The organism is Halomonas sp. DP5Y7-2 (assembly GCF_019802025.1).
Classification (GTDB): domain Bacteria; phylum Pseudomonadota; class Gammaproteobacteria; order Pseudomonadales; family Halomonadaceae; genus Halomonas; species Halomonas litopenaei_A.
The window spans coordinates 180669-196453 of sequence record NZ_JAHVHY010000007.1; the positions used below are offsets into that span (position 1 = coordinate 180669).

Consider the following 15785-nt stretch of genomic DNA (forward strand, 5'->3'; position numbering starts at 1 on the left):
GATCTCTTGTTCGATTCGACGGTTCAGCTCGCGAGCTCGATACGACACAGCGTGCACTTGGTTTCCTGCATCTGGGTCACCGAGTCATAGCCGTATGTCGTTGCCGTATTCACCGCCTCGCCGATCACGTAGGGGACCGTGCCTTCCGGGTAGCGGTCGGCAAGACTTTCTCCCTGGAACACGCCACCAAAGTGGAACGGCATGAAAACCACTTCCCTGGCCACCCGCGGCGTGACCATGGCCTTGACCTTGATGCGTCCACCTTCTGCACCTTCGACCCAGACCATGTTGCCGTCCTGGATGCCCAGGTCATTGGCCAGGGCAGGGTTGATCTCGACGAACATCTCCTGTTGCAACTCGGCCAGCCACGACATCGAGCGGGTTTCCTCGCCGCCACCTTCGTATTCGACCAGACGTCCAGACGTCATGATGATGGGGTACTTCTGACTGGCGTCGTTTTCCTGAATGCTCTGGTAGAGCGTCGGCAGGCGATAATGGGAGGCCACGTCCTCCCAGGTGGGATAGTCCTTGACCAGGTCACGTCGCGAGGTATAGAGCGGTTCACGATGCTTGGGAATCGGGTCGGGGAAGGTCCACACATTGCAGCGCGCCTTGGCATTGCCGAAGGGGGCGCACTCGTGGGCGATAGCGACACGCTGGATGCCGCCGGACAGATCCGTCTTCCAGTTCCTGCCCTCTGCAGCCTGTTTTTCCTCCGGGGTCAGCTCGTCCCACCAGCCCAGGTCCTTGAGCATGTCGGCACTGAATTCAGGATAGCCATCCTCGAGATCAGACCCGGCGCTGAAGGAGTTGTCCGCCAGAATAGGGGTGCCTTCATGCTCGATACCGAAGCGAGCACGGAAGGTCAGCCCCCCCTGGGATACCGGCTTGCTGGTGTCATACAGAATCGGAGTGCCTGGATGGCCAAGTTCTGGCGTGCCCCAGCACGGCCAGGGCAGGCCGTAGTAATCGCCGTCAGCCGGCCCACCTTCGGCACGCAAGTCACGGAAACTGAAGGTGTGCCAGTTCTGCTGGTGGGCCTTCAGCCGCTCAGGGCTTTGGCCGGTATAGCCGACGGTCCACATCCCGCGGTTGAATTCTCGGGTGATGTCCTCGATCAGTGGCTCATCGCCATTGACCTGGATGTTCTTGAACAGCTCGTCGGCAAAGCCAAGACGTTGGCTAAGCAGATACATGATGGCGTGGTCGGGCTTGGCTTCGAACGCGGGTTCTACCACACGGTCACGCCACTGCACAGAGCGGTTGGTGGCCGTCACGCTACCGTAGCTTTCGAACTGGGTGGCGGCCGGCAGCAGATAGACGCCGTCGGTGCGGTCATGCATGACGCCAGCCACAGTCGGATAAGGATCGACGATGACCATCATCTCCAGCTTCTGCATGGCCTTCTGCATCTCGGTGCCACGCGTCTGGGAGTTGACGGCATGTCCCCAGTAGAACATCGCCTTGAGGCTGGTGCGCTGCGAAATATCAGCATCGTCCTCAAGCACGCCATCAATCCAGCGAGACACCGTGATCCCGCTGGAATTCATCGGGTAGCCGTCGGCGTACTCGGTCTGGTCGAAACGGCTCTTGAGCCACTCGTAGTCCAGCCCCCAGATCTGGGCCCAGTGTTGCCACGCGCCCTCGGCGAGACCGTAGTAACCGGGCAGCGAGTGGGACATCAGTCCCAGGTCGGTAGCGCCCTGAACATTGTCATGGCCACGGAAAATGTTTGCACCACCACCTGACTTGCCGATATTGCCCAGGGCGAGCTCGAGAATGCAGTAGGCGCGAGTATTGTTGTTGCCGGTGGTGTGCTGGGTGCCTCCCATGCACCAGACGATGCAACCCGGGCGGTTGTCAGCCAATGTCCTTGCGGTATCCCGCATGACATTTTCGGGCACGCCGGTGATTCGCTCTACCTCGCTGGGCGGGAAGTTGGCCACTTCATTGCGCACCTCGTCCATGGCATAGACGCGCTGCTCAATGTATTGACGGTCTTCCCAGCCGTTTTCGAAGATATGCCACAGCAGTCCCCAGATAAAGGCGACGTCAGAGCCGGGACGAATCCGCACGTAGTGATCGGCCTTCGCTGCGGTGCGGGTGAAGCGAGGATCCACCACAATGATTTCGGCCTGGCTGCGCTCCTTGGCGAGCAGCACGTGCTGCATGGCCACGGGATGCGCTTCGCTGGGGTTGGAGCCGATGAACAGGATCGAACGACTGTTCTGGAGGTCATTGAGCGAGTTGGTCATCGCCCCGTAGCCCCAGGTATTGGCAACGCCCGCCACCGTCGTGGAGTGGCAGATACGGGCCTGGTGATCGGTGTTGTTGGTGCCCGCCAGCGCCGCAAACTTGCGCATCAAGTAGGCTTGTTCATTGCTGAACTTTGCAGATCCCAGCCAGTAGATGCTATCTGGCCCATGCTGATCCGTCAGTTCCAGCACCTTGGCGCCGATCTCGTCGATGGCCTCATCCCAGGACAGCCGCTGCCATTCGCCGGCGACCAGTTTCATGGGGTATTTCAGGCGTCGCGTCGAGTGGCCATGCTGACGCAACGAGGCGCCCTTGGCGCAGTGGGCGCCGCGATTGATCGGATGATCGAAGGCCGGTTCCTGGTGGGTCCAGACGCCTTCCTGAACCTCTGCATAGACGCCGCAGCCGACGGAGCAGTGTGAACATATCGTCCGGCGTGTCTCTACCGGTGCGTCGCTGTACGGGGTTTTCTCGGCGGCTTCGGAGCGACGCATCATCGGGCTGCCAAGTAGACCTAGGCCGGCAACACCGCCGGTGGCGGCTCCACTGCGCTTGAGGAACTGTCGCCGCGAGATACCCAGCCCGGATGCCTTGGGAGTGTGAGAGGTGCGTGTCAGACGCATAGCAGGATCTCCTGGGTATCAGTCGCGTAGAGAGTCATAGAAAGCACGCACGTGCTCTGTCTCCCGGTAATTGCCGGAAGACGCTGGGTCACGCTTGGCCGATGAGGCGTCGGCGTTGTCCTCTGCTGTCGCCTGAGCCGTCTGGCTGACCACGACCGCTGCCCCGGCAGCGGCAATCGTGCCCCCGCCAAGCACCTTCAGGAAGCGACGTCGTTGTGTATCGGGGGTAGCACTCATGCTTGATCTCCTGCTCCTTGGGGCTGGCGACGAACGTCTGGGGTTGCCATGCCGAGGGTCTGGGATGAGGGGTGGGGCGTAGCCTGCAACTGACTGCGTTCGCGTTCGAAGAAGAGTGACGCCAGCGCGCCGATGGCGGCATAGAAGGGCGATGCCACGGCGGCGAGATCCCGTGCACAGTCAGTGGCCCATGGCGCCAGGTGGCGATGGAAGAAACCGGCCTCGTGGGGATGGCTTTCCGCCACCAGCATGGCCATGACTTCGCACAGGGCGGCCAGGTGGTCCTCGGGCTCACTCACATCGGGAGAGCGTTCCAGGTTAAGCGTGCGCAGCTCCTGGCGCAGGGCGACCAATGGCGCTTCCATCAAGCCGCCTTCACGATAGTAGGAGGCGTAAGGCAGCACATCGCCCTGGATGACGCCGACCAGGTGAACGAAGTGAGCGCGTTTCAGCCCTTCGCTGGTACTGTCCGCGGCGGCATTCGCCAGGCGCTGCCAGGCCTGGGCGAAACGTATGTCGTCTGTCGATGTCTCGAGAGAAGCCAGCCATTCACGCAGTGCGTTGTCGGGTGGCGTTCTCAGCAAGGCGGCGAGCAGGGCGTAGATGTCCGCTCTGAGGGCCCGGGCCTCATCGTCCTGCCCGGGCGAGATGTCGGTGGGCGAGTGTTGAGCCGTCATACCTTGAGCTGAGCCTCCGGGTTGGTCGCCATCTCCTGCCATACATCCTTGACGCGGCAGTCCTGACACATCTCCAGACGGCGTGCCTGATCACCGCTGAAGTACGGATGCTGGGCGAGCTTTTGCTGAATGGCCTCGATGGTGCCGCGATTGGCGAACGCGGTGCCGCAGGAGATGCAGTGAAAGGGGCTGTCTTCGTGGCACACGCGCCAGTCCGCTCGCGCTGGGCTGGCGAAGAATCCGGGCTGCAGCGTGATGGCGGACTCAGGGCAGCTCTTTGCGCATAGACCGCACTGCACACAGTCGGCCTCACGAAAGTCGAGCCTAGGTGTGTCCCCGCCCGCGGCCAGCGCGTCCGTGGGACAGCTGGCGACGCAGCCCATGCATAGGGTGCAGGCATCGCTATTGACGTCGATGCCCCCGAAAGGGCTGCCGCCTGGCATGCTGTGTCGTTGACCATCCTGCTCGCCATGGAGCGCCAGGTGCTCCAGCACTCGGTTGAGGCGTCGCCGCTTGCCCTGCTCATCATCGCCGTCACTGTCGGCGTCGTCGTCAAGGCGGCTCAGGCGGGTGGGCAAACCCGCATGGCGGGGCAAAGCATCGCTGCTGAGCGGGTCGTTGGCGGCAAAACGCTGGAGTCGCTGTTCAGAATGTCCAAGTGCCGCGAGCAGTCCGCGAGCCTGAGCCAGCTGATCCTCCAGATGAGCGGCGAGGCGCGGCGGCATGGAGGGGTAGTCGACAATGCGGACTTCACACGCTCCCGCGGCGATCAGCGATAGCCAGTGGTCAGCACCGGCGGCGCCAAGATCTTCCAGGGCCACGTCGATCACGTGGGGCGCGTCGGGTTGTTGATGATCGGTGTAGTCGGCTTGGACGAAGCGCACGACCGGCGACGTGCCGCCAGCGTTGTGATACCCATCGAGCCACGCCAGCAAGGTGTCCTGCTGACGTAGGCTGTGAGGCTGGCGAAACTCGATGGCACCGGTGGGGCATGCGCTGGAACAGCTACCTACGCCCTGGCACAGCTGAGGGTCAATCTCGATGTGCGCGCCAATCCTTCCAGGAACACTGTGGATAGCGTCGGCTGGGCAAACCTCCAGGCAGCGAGTACAGCCTTCAAAGCCACGTGTGGAGTGGGCGCAGCGATCGTTGTGAATCTGGAAGTAGCGAGGCTTCTCGAAGTCGCCTACCCAGTCAGCCAGACCATCAATGAGGGTGTCGCGCTGCTCCCCCGCAACAGGGGCGTGAAAGTACCCGGGAGGAGGAAGCTCACGAGGCAGGCTGGGCTCTGCGCATAGGTCGATGACCAGGTCATGGCCGTCACGTTCCAGCAGCGCCTTGGCCAGGTTGATAGGCCCATCGGGTGTCGGCAGCCACAACCTGAAGTTGCCTAGGTAGCCCTCGAGGTGCAGGTCCGTAGGGTGTTTGCCCAGCAGTGGTTGCACGAAGACACGCAGATCGGCATGGGCACGCAGATCAGCATGGGTCGTGAGCGCTTGATATCCGGCGTCGGTGACGACCAGCGTCAGGCTGGCCAGGGATGATGCGTCTCCCTGGCGGTCCAGCAGGGCGGTCAGGGCACGGCTGTCACCGATGGCCAGCACATGGCCATGACTCTGATAGCCGACGGAGGAGGCTGCCAGGTTGACTGGCCATGAGCTGGCGGCAAGTGCGCGCTCACGGGCTTTCCGGTTGACCTCCTGGTCTACCGGTATCGTCGCAATTCTTTGGTTCATGCTGTTCCACGGTCGAGAACGTATTGGTCGTTATCATTTTTTTCTTATGTGTCTAGGACTCAGTGTGAGCGGTCAATCTCAAATTCGCCAACCGCCCTTGGTCGAAGACGTGGGCCAAACGTTGATGAGGTCAGGGTTGAGATGTATCTCCCGAGAGGTCCCGGTCGTCGCCCCTCGCTGTGTCTTCGCTGAGCGTCTCGCAGTGAGACTTACTGCATGCTGAGGTAGACTCCTCCCGGCCTGTGCGTGGGCGAGAAGGAGTGGCACCACCCTCGTTGGTAGCTTGGTCCTGCGCATGCCCAGCGGCGTCTTTCTCGGCGATGCCGTGGTCAAAAGCCTGCTGGTCGCCAGCCTCTTGATCAGCACTGTCTTGATCAACACTGTCGGCATCGGCATCGAGAGTCCGATCGTCAGTCGCGTCGTCGACGTTATCCCACCAGCGGCGCAAGCGCTGGGCGGTTTCCTTGGCCAGCGGTGTCAGGCGCTGTCGGAAGTCATCGTCGTAGTCGTCCAGACCGTCGCGAATGCCGTAGCGCTCGGCACTGAAAAGCTGCCGCAGGGCACGCTGCTTCAAGGCTTTGTCGATGCCAGGCTCAAGATAGGCGCGTATATCACTGCCTGGAACCAACGTCTCTGGATCGGGCAGGGCGGTGGCGTCAGCGCCAGCAGCAGACTCGCTGGCGTCGCCCTCTGCAGCTTTCGTCGGTTGCGCTTGCGCCGGGCTTTGCGCTGGGCTTGGCACAGCGGCGTGCCCGGGAGCGTACATACGATCACTGGGGGCATCTTCCGGCTCGTTGCCAGCCGCAATGCCGGCCGCCGTGCCGGCCCCAATGGTTCGCTGCGTTTCATCCACGGACGCTAAGTGGTCAGGCGCTTCGTGATCATCCAGCTTGCGCTGAGACCAGCGCGACAGGCGGCTCATGCAGTGTTCTCCCGGGCACGGCCTGCGCCCTTGCGCTTCTTCTTGCGCCCCTCTGCCGGCGCTTCGCCATGGGCTGCCAGATAGGCCTCGACCCAGGCCTGCAGGGCCAAGGGCATGGGTGTGGCGAGCACTCGGTGTTCACCGTCCATCCAGTTGGCAGCGACATCCTGGCTCGCGGTGACCGCGTCGGGCTTGGGAGGCAGGTCGCTGTGGCCAGCGCGAACGAACAGGCGTGGGGTCTGGGACTCGAGGTTGAAGCGGTAGGCGGCACGCTCGGTCATGCTCAGCACCAGCGTCAGCACCCAGGGACCGCTGTTTCCGGGTTCAAGGCCGGTGATTTCCCAGTTGCGCTGGCGAAAGCCTTTGACCATACGGTCGTGGTGACCAAGGTCAAGGCTGAGTTGTCGCCTGTTGGACATCTCAGTCATGGTGTATTGTCTCCGTGCGGCATCCTTGCCTCTGGGGAACGACAGTATCAGCGAACGCTCATTCAATGATACCCAACATGCATTATGCCGTTAACAGGCATTTGATTCACGCCCTTACGATGGCTGCCACCTACCTCCAGGAGTCTGCATGTCATTCAGCAAGCCCAGCAGCCAGCATAAGGTCCAGAGAAGCTACGCGCAGTTGCCAGCGACACTCGAGATCGAGGTTGTCGATGAATTTGGTCATCCCCGTCGCCAGGCGATCGCCGCAGAGCGGGCCTTGACGGTGTACCTCAATCGACGGGAGATCGTCACCTTGATGTCCCTTGGTGCCGACCCTGAGGCCTTGGTGGTGGGGTATCTACGCAATCAGGGCTTGATACAGCGGCGTGAGGACCTGGACGCTGTCATGGTGGACTGGGAGGTAGAGGCTGCGGCCGTGGTGACGCGAGAGGAGCCCGACGATCTCGAGCAGCGCCTGGGCCAGCGTACCGTTACCACTGGCTGTGGCCAGGGCACGGTGTTCGGCCGCCTGCTGGATCAGACCTCGATGGCAGCACTGTCGCGTGAGCCGGTACGTCAATCGGTGATCTACGCCTTGCTGGAGGCACTAGGGGCCTATAACGACACCTACCGCAGTGCGGGCGCGGTACATGGCTGTGCGGTGTGCCGCCAGCAGGAGGTGCTGGACTTCGTCGAGGATGTGGGGCGCCACAACGCCGTGGATACTCTGGCCGGGCGTGAGTGGTTAACGCCGGGGGATGGGCAGGTACCCGACATCTTCTACACCACCGGGCGACTGACCTCCGAGATGGTGCTCAAAGTGGCGCAGATGGGCATTTCGATACTGGTATCCCGCTCAGGCGTTACCCAGAAAGGTGTCGAGCTTGCCGAGAGGTTTGGGGTGCTGCTGATTGCCCGCGCCAAGGGGCGCAGACTGCAGATCATCCATGGGCGAGATCGGTTTATCCATGATGCCAAGCCTGATCCCCGGCCGGGGGATCTTCAGCGCCGGCAGTAGGTCGATGTAGGCGGTAGTGAGTAAGAAGCGCTCCTTGACGAGACCTTGGCTCTTTTCACGCATGCCACGATGCTCAAGTCACCACACGGACCAGCAACTAGCGCCTTGGCGCCGACCAGAATTTAACCGCTCACCGCTTCCCGTCGCGTACAGACGGACAGGATCGTGGCGTCTTCCTTGCTGGTAGAGACCAGTGCATGGCCCATGTCGCTGTCAAAGTAGATGCTGTCCCCCTCGGCCAACGCCAGCGGCTCATAAAACTCCGAGTAGAGCAGGACTTCTCCGTCCAGCACCATCAAGAACTCTTCGCCGTCATGACGTACCCACTCGGAAAACTCGTCGAACCGACGCGCCCGCACGATCGTCTTGAACGGGATCATTCGCTTTTGAGCCAGTTCGCAGCTGAGCAGCTCGTGCTCGTAGGTCGGCGTCGGGTGGCGCTGACCATCGCCGCGACGGGTCATATCGCGTCGGCCCATGGTGCGCGACTGCTGGCGTGGGGGTGACAGCAGTTGTGGCAAGTCGATGCCAAGCCCACCGATCAGTTTCTGGACGGCGGTGAAGGTCGGGGATATCTGATCATTTTCGATCTTGGAAAGCGTCGAGCGGGCCAGCCCCGTGCGCTGGCTGACATCTTCCAACGTCCATTGGTTGGCAAGGCGTATTTCCTTGAGCCGCTCACCAAGACGGAGGGGTTCAACGAAGGCCTTGCGGCCGGAGGCAATCTCGAGCGCTGCCTCCTGATCGGTATGTTGCGCCATGGCGGTGTTCACGATAGGAAATCTGATTTCCTTTAGGCTAACACAGCCCCTCCCTGTTTCGCTTCTGCCTGTTTTACCCGTAAGACGCCGCTCTTAAGCCACAGCCCGTAACTTGCAGCCCCGTGAGAGGGAGGGAGGCGCGCCGTCAGGTGGCGGCGGAAGGTGAGTAGGCCAGTCCCAGCAGGGCGCGCATATGGGCTTCAGCGCATCTGCCGAGAGCGATGAGGTCGTAGCCTCCTTCAAGCACTGAGACGACGCGCCCTTCACAATGCTGGCGCGCTATGGCGAGTATGCCCTGGGTAATCCAGTGGTAATCCTGATCGTCCAGGCATAGCTCGGCCATGGGATCGTCGCGATGGGCGTCAAAGCCTGCCGAGATGATCACCAGTTCGGGCTTGAAACGGTCCAGCGCAGGCCACCAGTCACGCTCTATGGTAGCTCGAAACTCAAGACTCTGTGTGCCGGCAGGCAGTGGCGTGTGCACCACATTGGGGTAGGGAGTGTCGAGATACCGCCAGGGATAGAAGGGCGACTGAAAGCTGGTACAGATCAGGGTATCGGGATCATTCTTGAAGATATCGATAGTGCCATTGCACTGGTGCACGTCGAAATCGAGGATGGCGATGCGCTGCACGCCATGGGCCGCTCGGGCGTGGGCCGCACCGACAGCGACGTTGTTGTAGAAGCAGAAACCCATGGCTTCATCGGCTTCGGCGTGGTGTCCTGGCGGACGCACCGCGCAGAACACGTTATCAGCCTTGCCCTTGAGGACCTGGTCCACGCCCTTGACGACCGCCCCAGCCGCAAAGCTTGCTGCCTGCAGGCTGTCGGGGTTCATCAAGGTGTCGGCGTCCAGGTGGGCGTGGCCGGCGTCAGGCAGAGCGGCGTCGAGGCGCGCCAGGTAGGAAGTGCCATGCACGCGCTCAAGCTGTTCCCGGGTGACCTCGCGAGCATCGGCCTGCATGGCATGCTGCAGCACACCTGCACGCATCAGCTGAGCTCTGATGGCATCCAGTCGCAGCGGGCTCTCCGGGTGCTCTGGTCCCATGTCGTGGCGCTGGCACTGCGGATGGGTCAAGTAGGCTGTAATCATGCGAGGCTCCGGCGGTCATGGCGCCACCTTAAGGGTGAGACGGCCTGGGAAGACAGTCACCAATGGTCGAACGCGCCCACCGTGGCGACACCCCTTGACGTGACACCCAAGGGTGGACGCGCGGAGGGCACCGCGCCACACTCCACCACTATTGGCTTGGGTGGCACGCCAGGTGCCACCCATCGGGGTACGATTCGCCCAGGAGGTCTTGCCGTGAGCACCCAGTTTTTGCGCCGTTTTTTCGATCCCGCGTCGATAGCCGTCGTGGGCGCCTCCGAGAAGACGCACTCCACGGGAGGCCAGGTCATTCGCAACCTTCTCGATGGGGGATACACCGGTAAACTCTGGGCGGTCAATGCCAAGGGCTACGCCAGCGTGCATGGGGTCACCTGTGTCGCGCGGACATCGCAGTTACCCGAGATCGTCGATCTGGCCATTCTGTGCACTCCGGTCAATAGCTTGCCGAAGCTGCTTTCCCGCCTTGGCGAAAGTGGCGTTCGGGCTGCGCTGGTGCTGTCCGGAGGCAGCCAACTGGATGATGAGCATAGCGGCAAGTCCTCGCTTCGCCAGCGCATGCTCGATGCCGCCAGGGCCTCCGGTATTCGCGTGCTGGGACCCGAATGCATGGGGCTGATCGTGCCCGGAAGGCACCTCAATGCCTCCTATTCGAGCCACACGGTTCCCAGGGGCAAGGTCGCCTATCTCGGGCAGTCCGGCATGCTGGCCAACGCCATGATCGACTGGGCGGCGGGGCGAGGTATTGGCTTTTCACACTTGCTGACGCTGGGTGAAAGCATCGATGTGATGCTTCCTGACCTGATTGACTACATCAATCAGAATTCGCCGACCCAGGCGATATTGCTGCACCTGGAGCGAGTGCATGATGCCCAGCACTTCATGACTGCCGTGCGAGATGCGTCGCGCAGTCGCCTGGTCCTGGCCATCAAGAGTGGTCGCACGGCGCAAAGTGACATGAGTGGACTGCCACCGACACCGGGTATCACCCATCGCGATCAGGTCTTCGATGCGGCCTTTGCCCGGGCGGGGGTGGTCAGGGTCAACGATTCCGATGAGCTTTATGATGCGCTGGAAACCCTGTCGCGGATGCGCCCTCTCAAAGGGGATCGGCTGGCAATCGTTTCCAATGGGTTAGGCCCGGCCATGCTCGCCATCGACAAGCTGATTAGCTCCGGCGGTCGCCTGGCCGAGTTCGAGGATGATACCCAACGCGCGCTGCGCGAACAGGACCTGGATATCAGCAAGCCAGGTGAAAATCCGGTGGACCTGGGAGGCAATGCCACCCCAGAGCGTTTTGTGGCAGCGTTGGAGGCGGTGGCAGCGGATCCCAACGTCGATGCGGTGCTGGTGGTTCATGCCCCCACGCGCCTGGCGCCCTCCCGGGCCACCGCCGAAGCGCTGATTGGTGGAAGGCGACGTTTCCCGCGCAATCTGCTGACCAGTTGGATGGGCTTCGAACAGGCTGTCGACGCCCGTCATCTCTGTCATGAAGCCGGTATCCCCACTTACCTGTCTCCTGAGAAGGCGGTCAAGGCATTCATGCACATGGTGGACTATCAGAGAGTCCAATCGCTATTGCAGCAGACGCCGCCAAGTCTTCCCATTTCCACTGCGGCAGAGGTGCGCCAGCGCTGTCATCAACTGATCGATCGGGTGCTGGCCGAGGGCAGGGAAAGTCTTGCCCATAGTGAGACGGCCGAGGTGCTCAAGGCCTATGGCCTGCCGGTGGCTAAGAGCCTCTATCCCGACAGCACAGATAACGCGGCGCAATTGTCCCGAGCCGTGGAGGGGCCCTTTGCCCTGAAGGTGGTACATGATGGCAACAGTCGGCCATTCCGCTACCGCCAGCATCCTCACAAACTGTCGGCTGGCTTGATTCAGGACATCGCCACACCCGAGGACGTCGCAGCCGCCATGGATCGTCTCAGCGAGAAAGTGTCCGAGAAGTTCCCAGGTTTTCAGGTGCGCGAATTCTGTCTCCAGCCCATGCAGCGGGGCAAACATTCCATGCAGCTGTGTGCCGGGATCACTCGCGACCCGGTGTTCGGCCCACTCATCGTCTTTGGCATCGGCGGTTACAAGGTGAATATCCTGGCCGACCGACAGGTATCGCTGCCGCCGCTCAACATGACCTTGGCGGCCGACATGGTAGGCCGCACCCATGCCTACCGGCTGATTCGTGAGCACTCAAGCGATCCCGAACGTGACACGCAGCGTCTTTGCCAGGTGCTGGTGACGCTGTCGCAGATGGCAACCGACCTGCCCAGGTTGCGGGGGCTAGAGATCAACCCCTTGCTGCTCAACCGTGATGGCATGGTGGCGGTGGATTTCGCCATGGACCTGGGTCAGCCCGCGCGATTTGCGATCATGCCGTATCCGGAGGAGTTGCGAGAATCGGTCACACTACGCAATGGATGGGAAGTGGAGTTTCGCCCCATCCGTGCCGAGGACGCGCCGCTGATCACCGAGTTCCACCGTCAGCTGTCGGAAGAGAGTATTCGCTTTCGCTACTTCCATAACAAGACCGACCTGAGCCAAGGCGACCTGTCACGCCTGGCCCATATCAACTACGACCGCCAGATGGCCTTTATCGCAGAGCGTCTGTGCGAGGATGGCAGCAAGGAAATGTTGGGGGTGGTGCGCGTGTGGAATGACCCCGACAACATTCGCACCGAATTTTCTATCATCATTCGTGATGATCTTCAGGGGCTGGGTATTGGCAGTCGGCTGATGGAGAAGATGATCCGCTACTGCAAGGGTGTCGGTACCCTGGAAATGTTCGGCAAGATCATGATCGACAATCATCCCATGCGGGCACTGATGAAACATCTGGGGTTCCGTCAGCGCTTCAACATGGAGGAGCAGGTGGTGGATGCCGTTCTGCGACTCAACGAGCCCACCAGTGACTGGCAGCGGCACCGCCTGGAACGGCCGGTGGAATGATCACGCCGCCACCGGCGCAGCATCCTTCCATGCGCCGGTGGGCCTGAGTTCTCAAGAAGGGTTGCTCTCGAGGTTCTTGTCGACAGACTCTCTTCGACAGATGCTTCCTAGAGCAGCCTGCTTTCTTTCTACGGAGCCAGGCGAGCCACCTCCCAGCTATCATCGCGGCGGTGATAGCGCACGCGATCATGCAGGCGACTGGGTTGCCCTTGCCAGAATTCGATCATCTCCGGTACGACGCGATAGCCGCCCCAATGTACGGGTCGAGGAATGTCCTGACCTTCGTAGGCTTTTTCGAAGCGTTGCTGGCGCTGTTCGATCCAGCCGCGGTCAGGAATCACCACGCTTTGTGTCGCGATCCAGGCACCCAGCTGGCTGCCCCGGGGCCGACTGGAGAAATAGTCGTCTGATTCTTCTTCCGCCACGCGCTCGACGTGTCCTTCCACCCGTACCTGACGTGCCAGAGAGGGCCACCAGAAGGTCAGTGCGGCATGGGGAACATTGGCCAGCTCGCTGCCCTTATGGCTGTGGTAATTGGTGTAGAACACCATGCCGTTGGCATCGATGCCCTTGAGCAGCACAATCCGCGCATGGGGCAGTCCCTGACTATCTACCGTAGATAGTGTCATGGCATTGGCGTCCTGGGGTTCGCTATCCAGCGCGAGGGCAAACCACTCGTCGAACAAGGTGAAGGGGTCGTTCGGTACGCTGCCTTCGTCGAGAATACCGCCTTCATAGTCGCGTCGGATGTCCGCAATATCACGGGTCATGAGTGTCTCCAGTGGTATCCAATTAAGCAGTGAACGTGAGTTGTGTTCGGCTGGCCGCTACCCGAATCATCGCATCCACGAAAGTCGCTGTCGCCTTGCCAAGTCATCGTTTAGGCAGCGCACACCCAGGCCGTCGGGTTGCACCACGCCAACGGCCAACCAGGACGCATGGGGAGATGCCAACTGGTTCAGGCTTGGCGTAGCTGGCGCGAACGAAAGCGGGCGTAGGCGGTACAGCCAGCAAACAATACCAGCGCCACCACAGCCTCCAGGATGCCGCGACCACCCAGCCCTGGCAGGCTTGCGACCATGACTCCTTGAGCAAAGTACAGCAGGCTGACAAAGGCAAGCCAGGCGTGTCCACGCGGTCGCCGCGTAAGGATGGAAGGCAGAAAGAGGATCAACGGCAGGACGAAGGCGATCATCGGCCCGAATCGATTGCCGTCGGCCTCTACCGAGAACCCTCGATAGATCATCATGGCCAGCAGTGCGATAAACCCTACCAGCACTACCTGGCGTGCTCTCGTGGTGAGCTGATCCAGGCCCTTGCGTCGTTCCAGTTCCTCGAGCCAGGCCCTCATGATGCCGCCTTGCGGGCAGCCGAGAGCGCCAGCGTCAACCTGGCGATTCGTTCGCCTTGGGCAAAGGCGAGTTCGCGCTCGTGTTCATCCAGCGGACGATCGCTGCGGACCCCAGCGAGATGGCTGACACCGTAGGGAGTGCCGCCGCCTTGAGTGCGGGTGAGAGCCGTCTCACTGTAGGGCAGGCCAGCGTAAACCATGCCATGGTGCAGCAGCGGCACGAGCATGGTCATCAGCGTGGTTTCTTGCCCACCGTGGAGGCTGGAGGTGGAGGTGAAGGCGGTGGCCGGCTTGTCGATCAGTGCACCGGACAGCCATAACTCGCTGGTGCTGTCGAGAAAGTGCTTGAGCGGCGCAGCCATGTTGCCAAACCGCGTAGGACTGCCGATAGCAAGGCCGCTGGCATGGCGCAGATCATCGAGTTCGGCGTAGATAGCACCTTCCTCGGGAATCTCCGGATCTACCGCCTCACAGGTGGGCGACACCGGAGGAACCGTGCGGATCCTTGCATCCACTCCCGCGACCGACTCCACGCCGGCGGCAATCCGCTCTGCCAGAGCGCGTGTGGCGCCCTGGCGTGAATAGTAGAGGACCAGTACGTAGGGCAAATCCGACATGCGGTTTCCTATTGAGTTGACCAGTAAACGGCGTTGAGGGCAGGGCGTTCACCCCATGAAAAAGGCGGAGATCAATGGCCGCGGAGTGCTAGAACAGGCGTTTGATGTCTTCGGGTGGTCGTCCGATCACGGCACGCTGTCCGTCATCGAGAATCGGCCGTTGGAGGATACGCGGATGAGCCTGAATCGCCGCAATAACCTGTTCCGGGTCGTCACGATCGGCGCCCAGCGTTTTCCACTCGGTCTCGTTGGTGCGGACCAGGTCCCTAGGAGAGCCATCCAGACGCGCGATCAGCTCGCGCAGCTCCTGGCCGTTCAGGGGATCGTCCAGATAACGCCGGACCTGCGCCTCTATCCCGGCCTCCTCGAGCAGGGCAAGGGCTTCACGCGACTTGGAACAGCGCGGGTTATGCAGCAGGACGAGAGTGGCCATGACAGCTCCGACGGCAGGAGAAAGGGCTCACATTGTAATGCCCCGGCACCGGGCCCCACAACGCTGTGCGTATCCCGCACCGAAGGACCTGGGCGGCGAGATGGGTGAGCGCATCGTCTCGACGAACTTGCGCGTCAGTGAGGATCCAGACGCAGGTAGACCCAGGCCGGCGTACCATTGGCCAGCGCCACCCTGACCCGCTCGTAGCGCTGGCCCAGCCGCTCGTAGCGATCGAGGGCGCGTAATTCGTCGCCGTCGACCTGTAACAGCTGACCAGGCACGTAGGCCTGTGGCGCGGGCTCAAGGTCCAGGCCAACCCGCTCAAACCCACGCAATAGTGCAGGGCTTGTCTCTAGGTCGTCACCGGTAATCAGCCAGCGCACCCACGGCCAGCGCAGGGTGCCGTAGACAAAGACCCGATGTTCATCCGCCAAGTCGAGCTCTGAACGAGCCGAACTGACGGTTGTCGCTTGCGCTGGTGGCGTGTAGCCAAGTGGGCTCTTGTAGGTGTACCACAGCCAGCCAAGGCCGAGGATGCCGGCCATGACCAGAGCAAGGCACAGACGAGGGATCCAGCGTGACAGCAACGACATAAGCAGTGACCGCAAAGGGATGAGCGTTGGCACTGTAGCGTGGCCAGGAAGCCGTGCACAACGTTCTGCACGGGAA

15 protein-coding genes are annotated in these 15785 nt (G+C 61.6%); 2 read left to right on the forward strand and 13 right to left on the reverse strand.

The genetic code is table 11. The features are described 5' to 3' along the window. Window positions 1–23 precede the first annotated feature (23 nt). The 6 genes from KUW18_RS14655 to KUW18_RS14680 form a co-directional block, all read right to left on the reverse strand. Window positions 24–2879: a formate dehydrogenase subunit alpha gene (locus KUW18_RS14655; RefSeq protein ID WP_222485915.1), complete on the reverse strand. Its 2856-nt coding sequence runs from the start codon at window positions 2877–2879 to the stop codon at window positions 24–26. An 18-nt stretch (window positions 2880–2897) separates the two neighbouring features. Further along, the gene (locus KUW18_RS14660) at window positions 2898–3116 is read right to left on the reverse strand and encodes a twin-arginine translocation signal domain-containing protein (protein WP_206938867.1); all 219 of its coding nucleotides are present in this window, start codon (window positions 3114–3116) and stop codon (window positions 2898–2900) included. After that, complete coding sequence (locus tag KUW18_RS14665; RefSeq protein ID WP_222163792.1) at window positions 3113–3793, reverse strand: molecular chaperone; 681 nt, start codon at window positions 3791–3793, stop codon at window positions 3113–3115. Before KUW18_RS14665 ends, KUW18_RS14660 begins: the two co-directional genes overlap by 4 nt. Next, the gene (locus KUW18_RS14670) at window positions 3790–5529 is read right to left on the reverse strand and encodes a 4Fe-4S binding protein (RefSeq protein WP_222561749.1); all 1740 of its coding nucleotides are present in this window, start codon (window positions 5527–5529) and stop codon (window positions 3790–3792) included. The genes KUW18_RS14665 and KUW18_RS14670 overlap by 4 nt, the downstream gene beginning before the upstream one ends. 130 nt (window positions 5530–5659) lie before the next feature. Continuing rightward, window positions 5660–6451: a DUF3306 domain-containing protein gene (locus tag KUW18_RS14675; protein ID WP_206938838.1), complete on the reverse strand. Its 792-nt coding sequence runs from the start codon at window positions 6449–6451 to the stop codon at window positions 5660–5662. Further along, window positions 6448–6879 (reverse strand): DUF3305 domain-containing protein, encoded by a 432-nt coding sequence (locus KUW18_RS14680; protein ID WP_242520581.1) that lies wholly within the window; start codon window positions 6877–6879, stop codon window positions 6448–6450. Before KUW18_RS14680 ends, KUW18_RS14675 begins: the two co-directional genes overlap by 4 nt. A gap of 148 nt (window positions 6880–7027) precedes the next feature. On the opposite strand from KUW18_RS14680, the gene KUW18_RS14685 reads away from it, so the two are divergent. Continuing rightward, window positions 7028–7900: a formate dehydrogenase accessory sulfurtransferase FdhD gene (locus KUW18_RS14685; RefSeq protein WP_206938836.1), complete on the forward strand. Its 873-nt coding sequence runs from the start codon at window positions 7028–7030 to the stop codon at window positions 7898–7900. Window positions 7901–8022: 122 nt separating this feature from the next. Here the strand turns inward: KUW18_RS14685 and KUW18_RS14690 are convergent, their stop codons facing one another. Then, the gene (locus KUW18_RS14690; RefSeq protein ID WP_206938834.1) at window positions 8023–8661 is read right to left on the reverse strand and encodes a helix-turn-helix domain-containing protein; all 639 of its coding nucleotides are present in this window, start codon (window positions 8659–8661) and stop codon (window positions 8023–8025) included. 145 nt (window positions 8662–8806) lie between these two features. Next, window positions 8807–9754: a histone deacetylase family protein gene (locus KUW18_RS14695; RefSeq protein WP_206938832.1), complete on the reverse strand. Its 948-nt coding sequence runs from the start codon at window positions 9752–9754 to the stop codon at window positions 8807–8809. Between the two features lie 213 nt (window positions 9755–9967). Between KUW18_RS14695 and KUW18_RS14700 the strand changes: the two genes are divergently transcribed. Further along, window positions 9968–12715 carry a bifunctional acetate--CoA ligase family protein/GNAT family N-acetyltransferase gene (locus tag KUW18_RS14700; RefSeq protein WP_222561750.1) on the forward strand — a complete coding sequence of 916 codons (2748 nt, stop codon included), beginning with the start codon at window positions 9968–9970 and terminating at the stop codon, window positions 12713–12715. Between the two features lie 128 nt (window positions 12716–12843). On the opposite strand, the gene pdxH is transcribed toward KUW18_RS14700, so the two are convergent. From pdxH to KUW18_RS14725, 5 genes are all read right to left on the reverse strand, one after another. Next, window positions 12844–13485, reverse strand: coding sequence for a pyridoxamine 5'-phosphate oxidase (pdxH, locus tag KUW18_RS14705; protein ID WP_206938828.1), 642 nt, complete (start codon window positions 13483–13485; stop codon window positions 12844–12846). Window positions 13486–13673: 188 nt separating this feature from the next. Further along, entirely contained in the window at window positions 13674–14066 is a 393-nt protein-coding gene (locus KUW18_RS14710; RefSeq protein ID WP_206938826.1) for a DUF2069 domain-containing protein, read from the reverse strand. Beyond that, window positions 14063–14683, reverse strand: coding sequence for an NAD(P)H:quinone oxidoreductase (gene wrbA / locus KUW18_RS14715; RefSeq protein WP_206938824.1), 621 nt, complete (start codon window positions 14681–14683; stop codon window positions 14063–14065). The genes KUW18_RS14710 and wrbA overlap by 4 nt, the downstream gene beginning before the upstream one ends. Before the next feature lie 88 nt (window positions 14684–14771). Continuing rightward, window positions 14772–15116: an arsenate reductase (glutaredoxin) gene (gene arsC / locus KUW18_RS14720; protein WP_206938822.1), complete on the reverse strand. Its 345-nt coding sequence runs from the start codon at window positions 15114–15116 to the stop codon at window positions 14772–14774. Window positions 15117–15250: 134 nt separating this feature from the next. Then, window positions 15251–15709 (reverse strand): gamma-glutamylcyclotransferase family protein, encoded by a 459-nt coding sequence (locus KUW18_RS14725; RefSeq protein ID WP_206938820.1) that lies wholly within the window; start codon window positions 15707–15709, stop codon window positions 15251–15253. Window positions 15710–15785 lie beyond the last annotated feature (76 nt).

Bases quoted from the DNA above. Each gene is read 5' to 3' on its own strand.
- KUW18_RS14655 (WP_222485915.1), bottom strand. From the start codon at position 2,879: ATGCGTCTGACACGCACCTCTCACACTCCCAAGGCATCCGGGCTGGGT.
- KUW18_RS14660 (WP_206938867.1), bottom strand. From the start codon at position 3,116: ATGAGTGCTACCCCCGATACACAACGACGTCGCTTCCTGAAGGTGCTT.
- KUW18_RS14665 (WP_222163792.1), bottom strand. From the start codon at position 3,793: ATGACGGCTCAACACTCGCCCACCGACATCTCGCCCGGGCAGGACGAT.
- KUW18_RS14670 (WP_222561749.1), bottom strand. From the start codon at position 5,529: ATGAACCAAAGAATTGCGACGATACCGGTAGACCAGGAGGTCAACCGG.
- KUW18_RS14675 (WP_206938838.1), bottom strand. From the start codon at position 6,451: ATGAGCCGCCTGTCGCGCTGGTCTCAGCGCAAGCTGGATGATCACGAA.
- KUW18_RS14680 (WP_242520581.1), bottom strand. From the start codon at position 6,879: ATGACTGAGATGTCCAACAGGCGACAACTCAGCCTTGACCTTGGTCAC.
- KUW18_RS14685 (WP_206938836.1), top strand. From the start codon at position 7,028: ATGTCATTCAGCAAGCCCAGCAGCCAGCATAAGGTCCAGAGAAGCTAC.
- KUW18_RS14690 (WP_206938834.1), bottom strand. From the start codon at position 8,661: ATGGCGCAACATACCGATCAGGAGGCAGCGCTCGAGATTGCCTCCGGC.
- KUW18_RS14695 (WP_206938832.1), bottom strand. From the start codon at position 9,754: ATGATTACAGCCTACTTGACCCATCCGCAGTGCCAGCGCCACGACATG.
- pdxH (WP_206938828.1), bottom strand. From the start codon at position 13,485: ATGACCCGTGATATTGCGGACATCCGACGCGACTATGAAGGCGGTATT.
- KUW18_RS14710 (WP_206938826.1), bottom strand. From the start codon at position 14,066: ATGAGGGCCTGGCTCGAGGAACTGGAACGACGCAAGGGCCTGGATCAG.
- wrbA (WP_206938824.1), bottom strand. From the start codon at position 14,683: ATGTCGGATTTGCCCTACGTACTGGTCCTCTACTATTCACGCCAGGGC.
- arsC (WP_206938822.1), bottom strand. From the start codon at position 15,116: ATGGCCACTCTCGTCCTGCTGCATAACCCGCGCTGTTCCAAGTCGCGT.
- KUW18_RS14725 (WP_206938820.1), bottom strand. From the start codon at position 15,709: ATGTCGTTGCTGTCACGCTGGATCCCTCGTCTGTGCCTTGCTCTGGTC.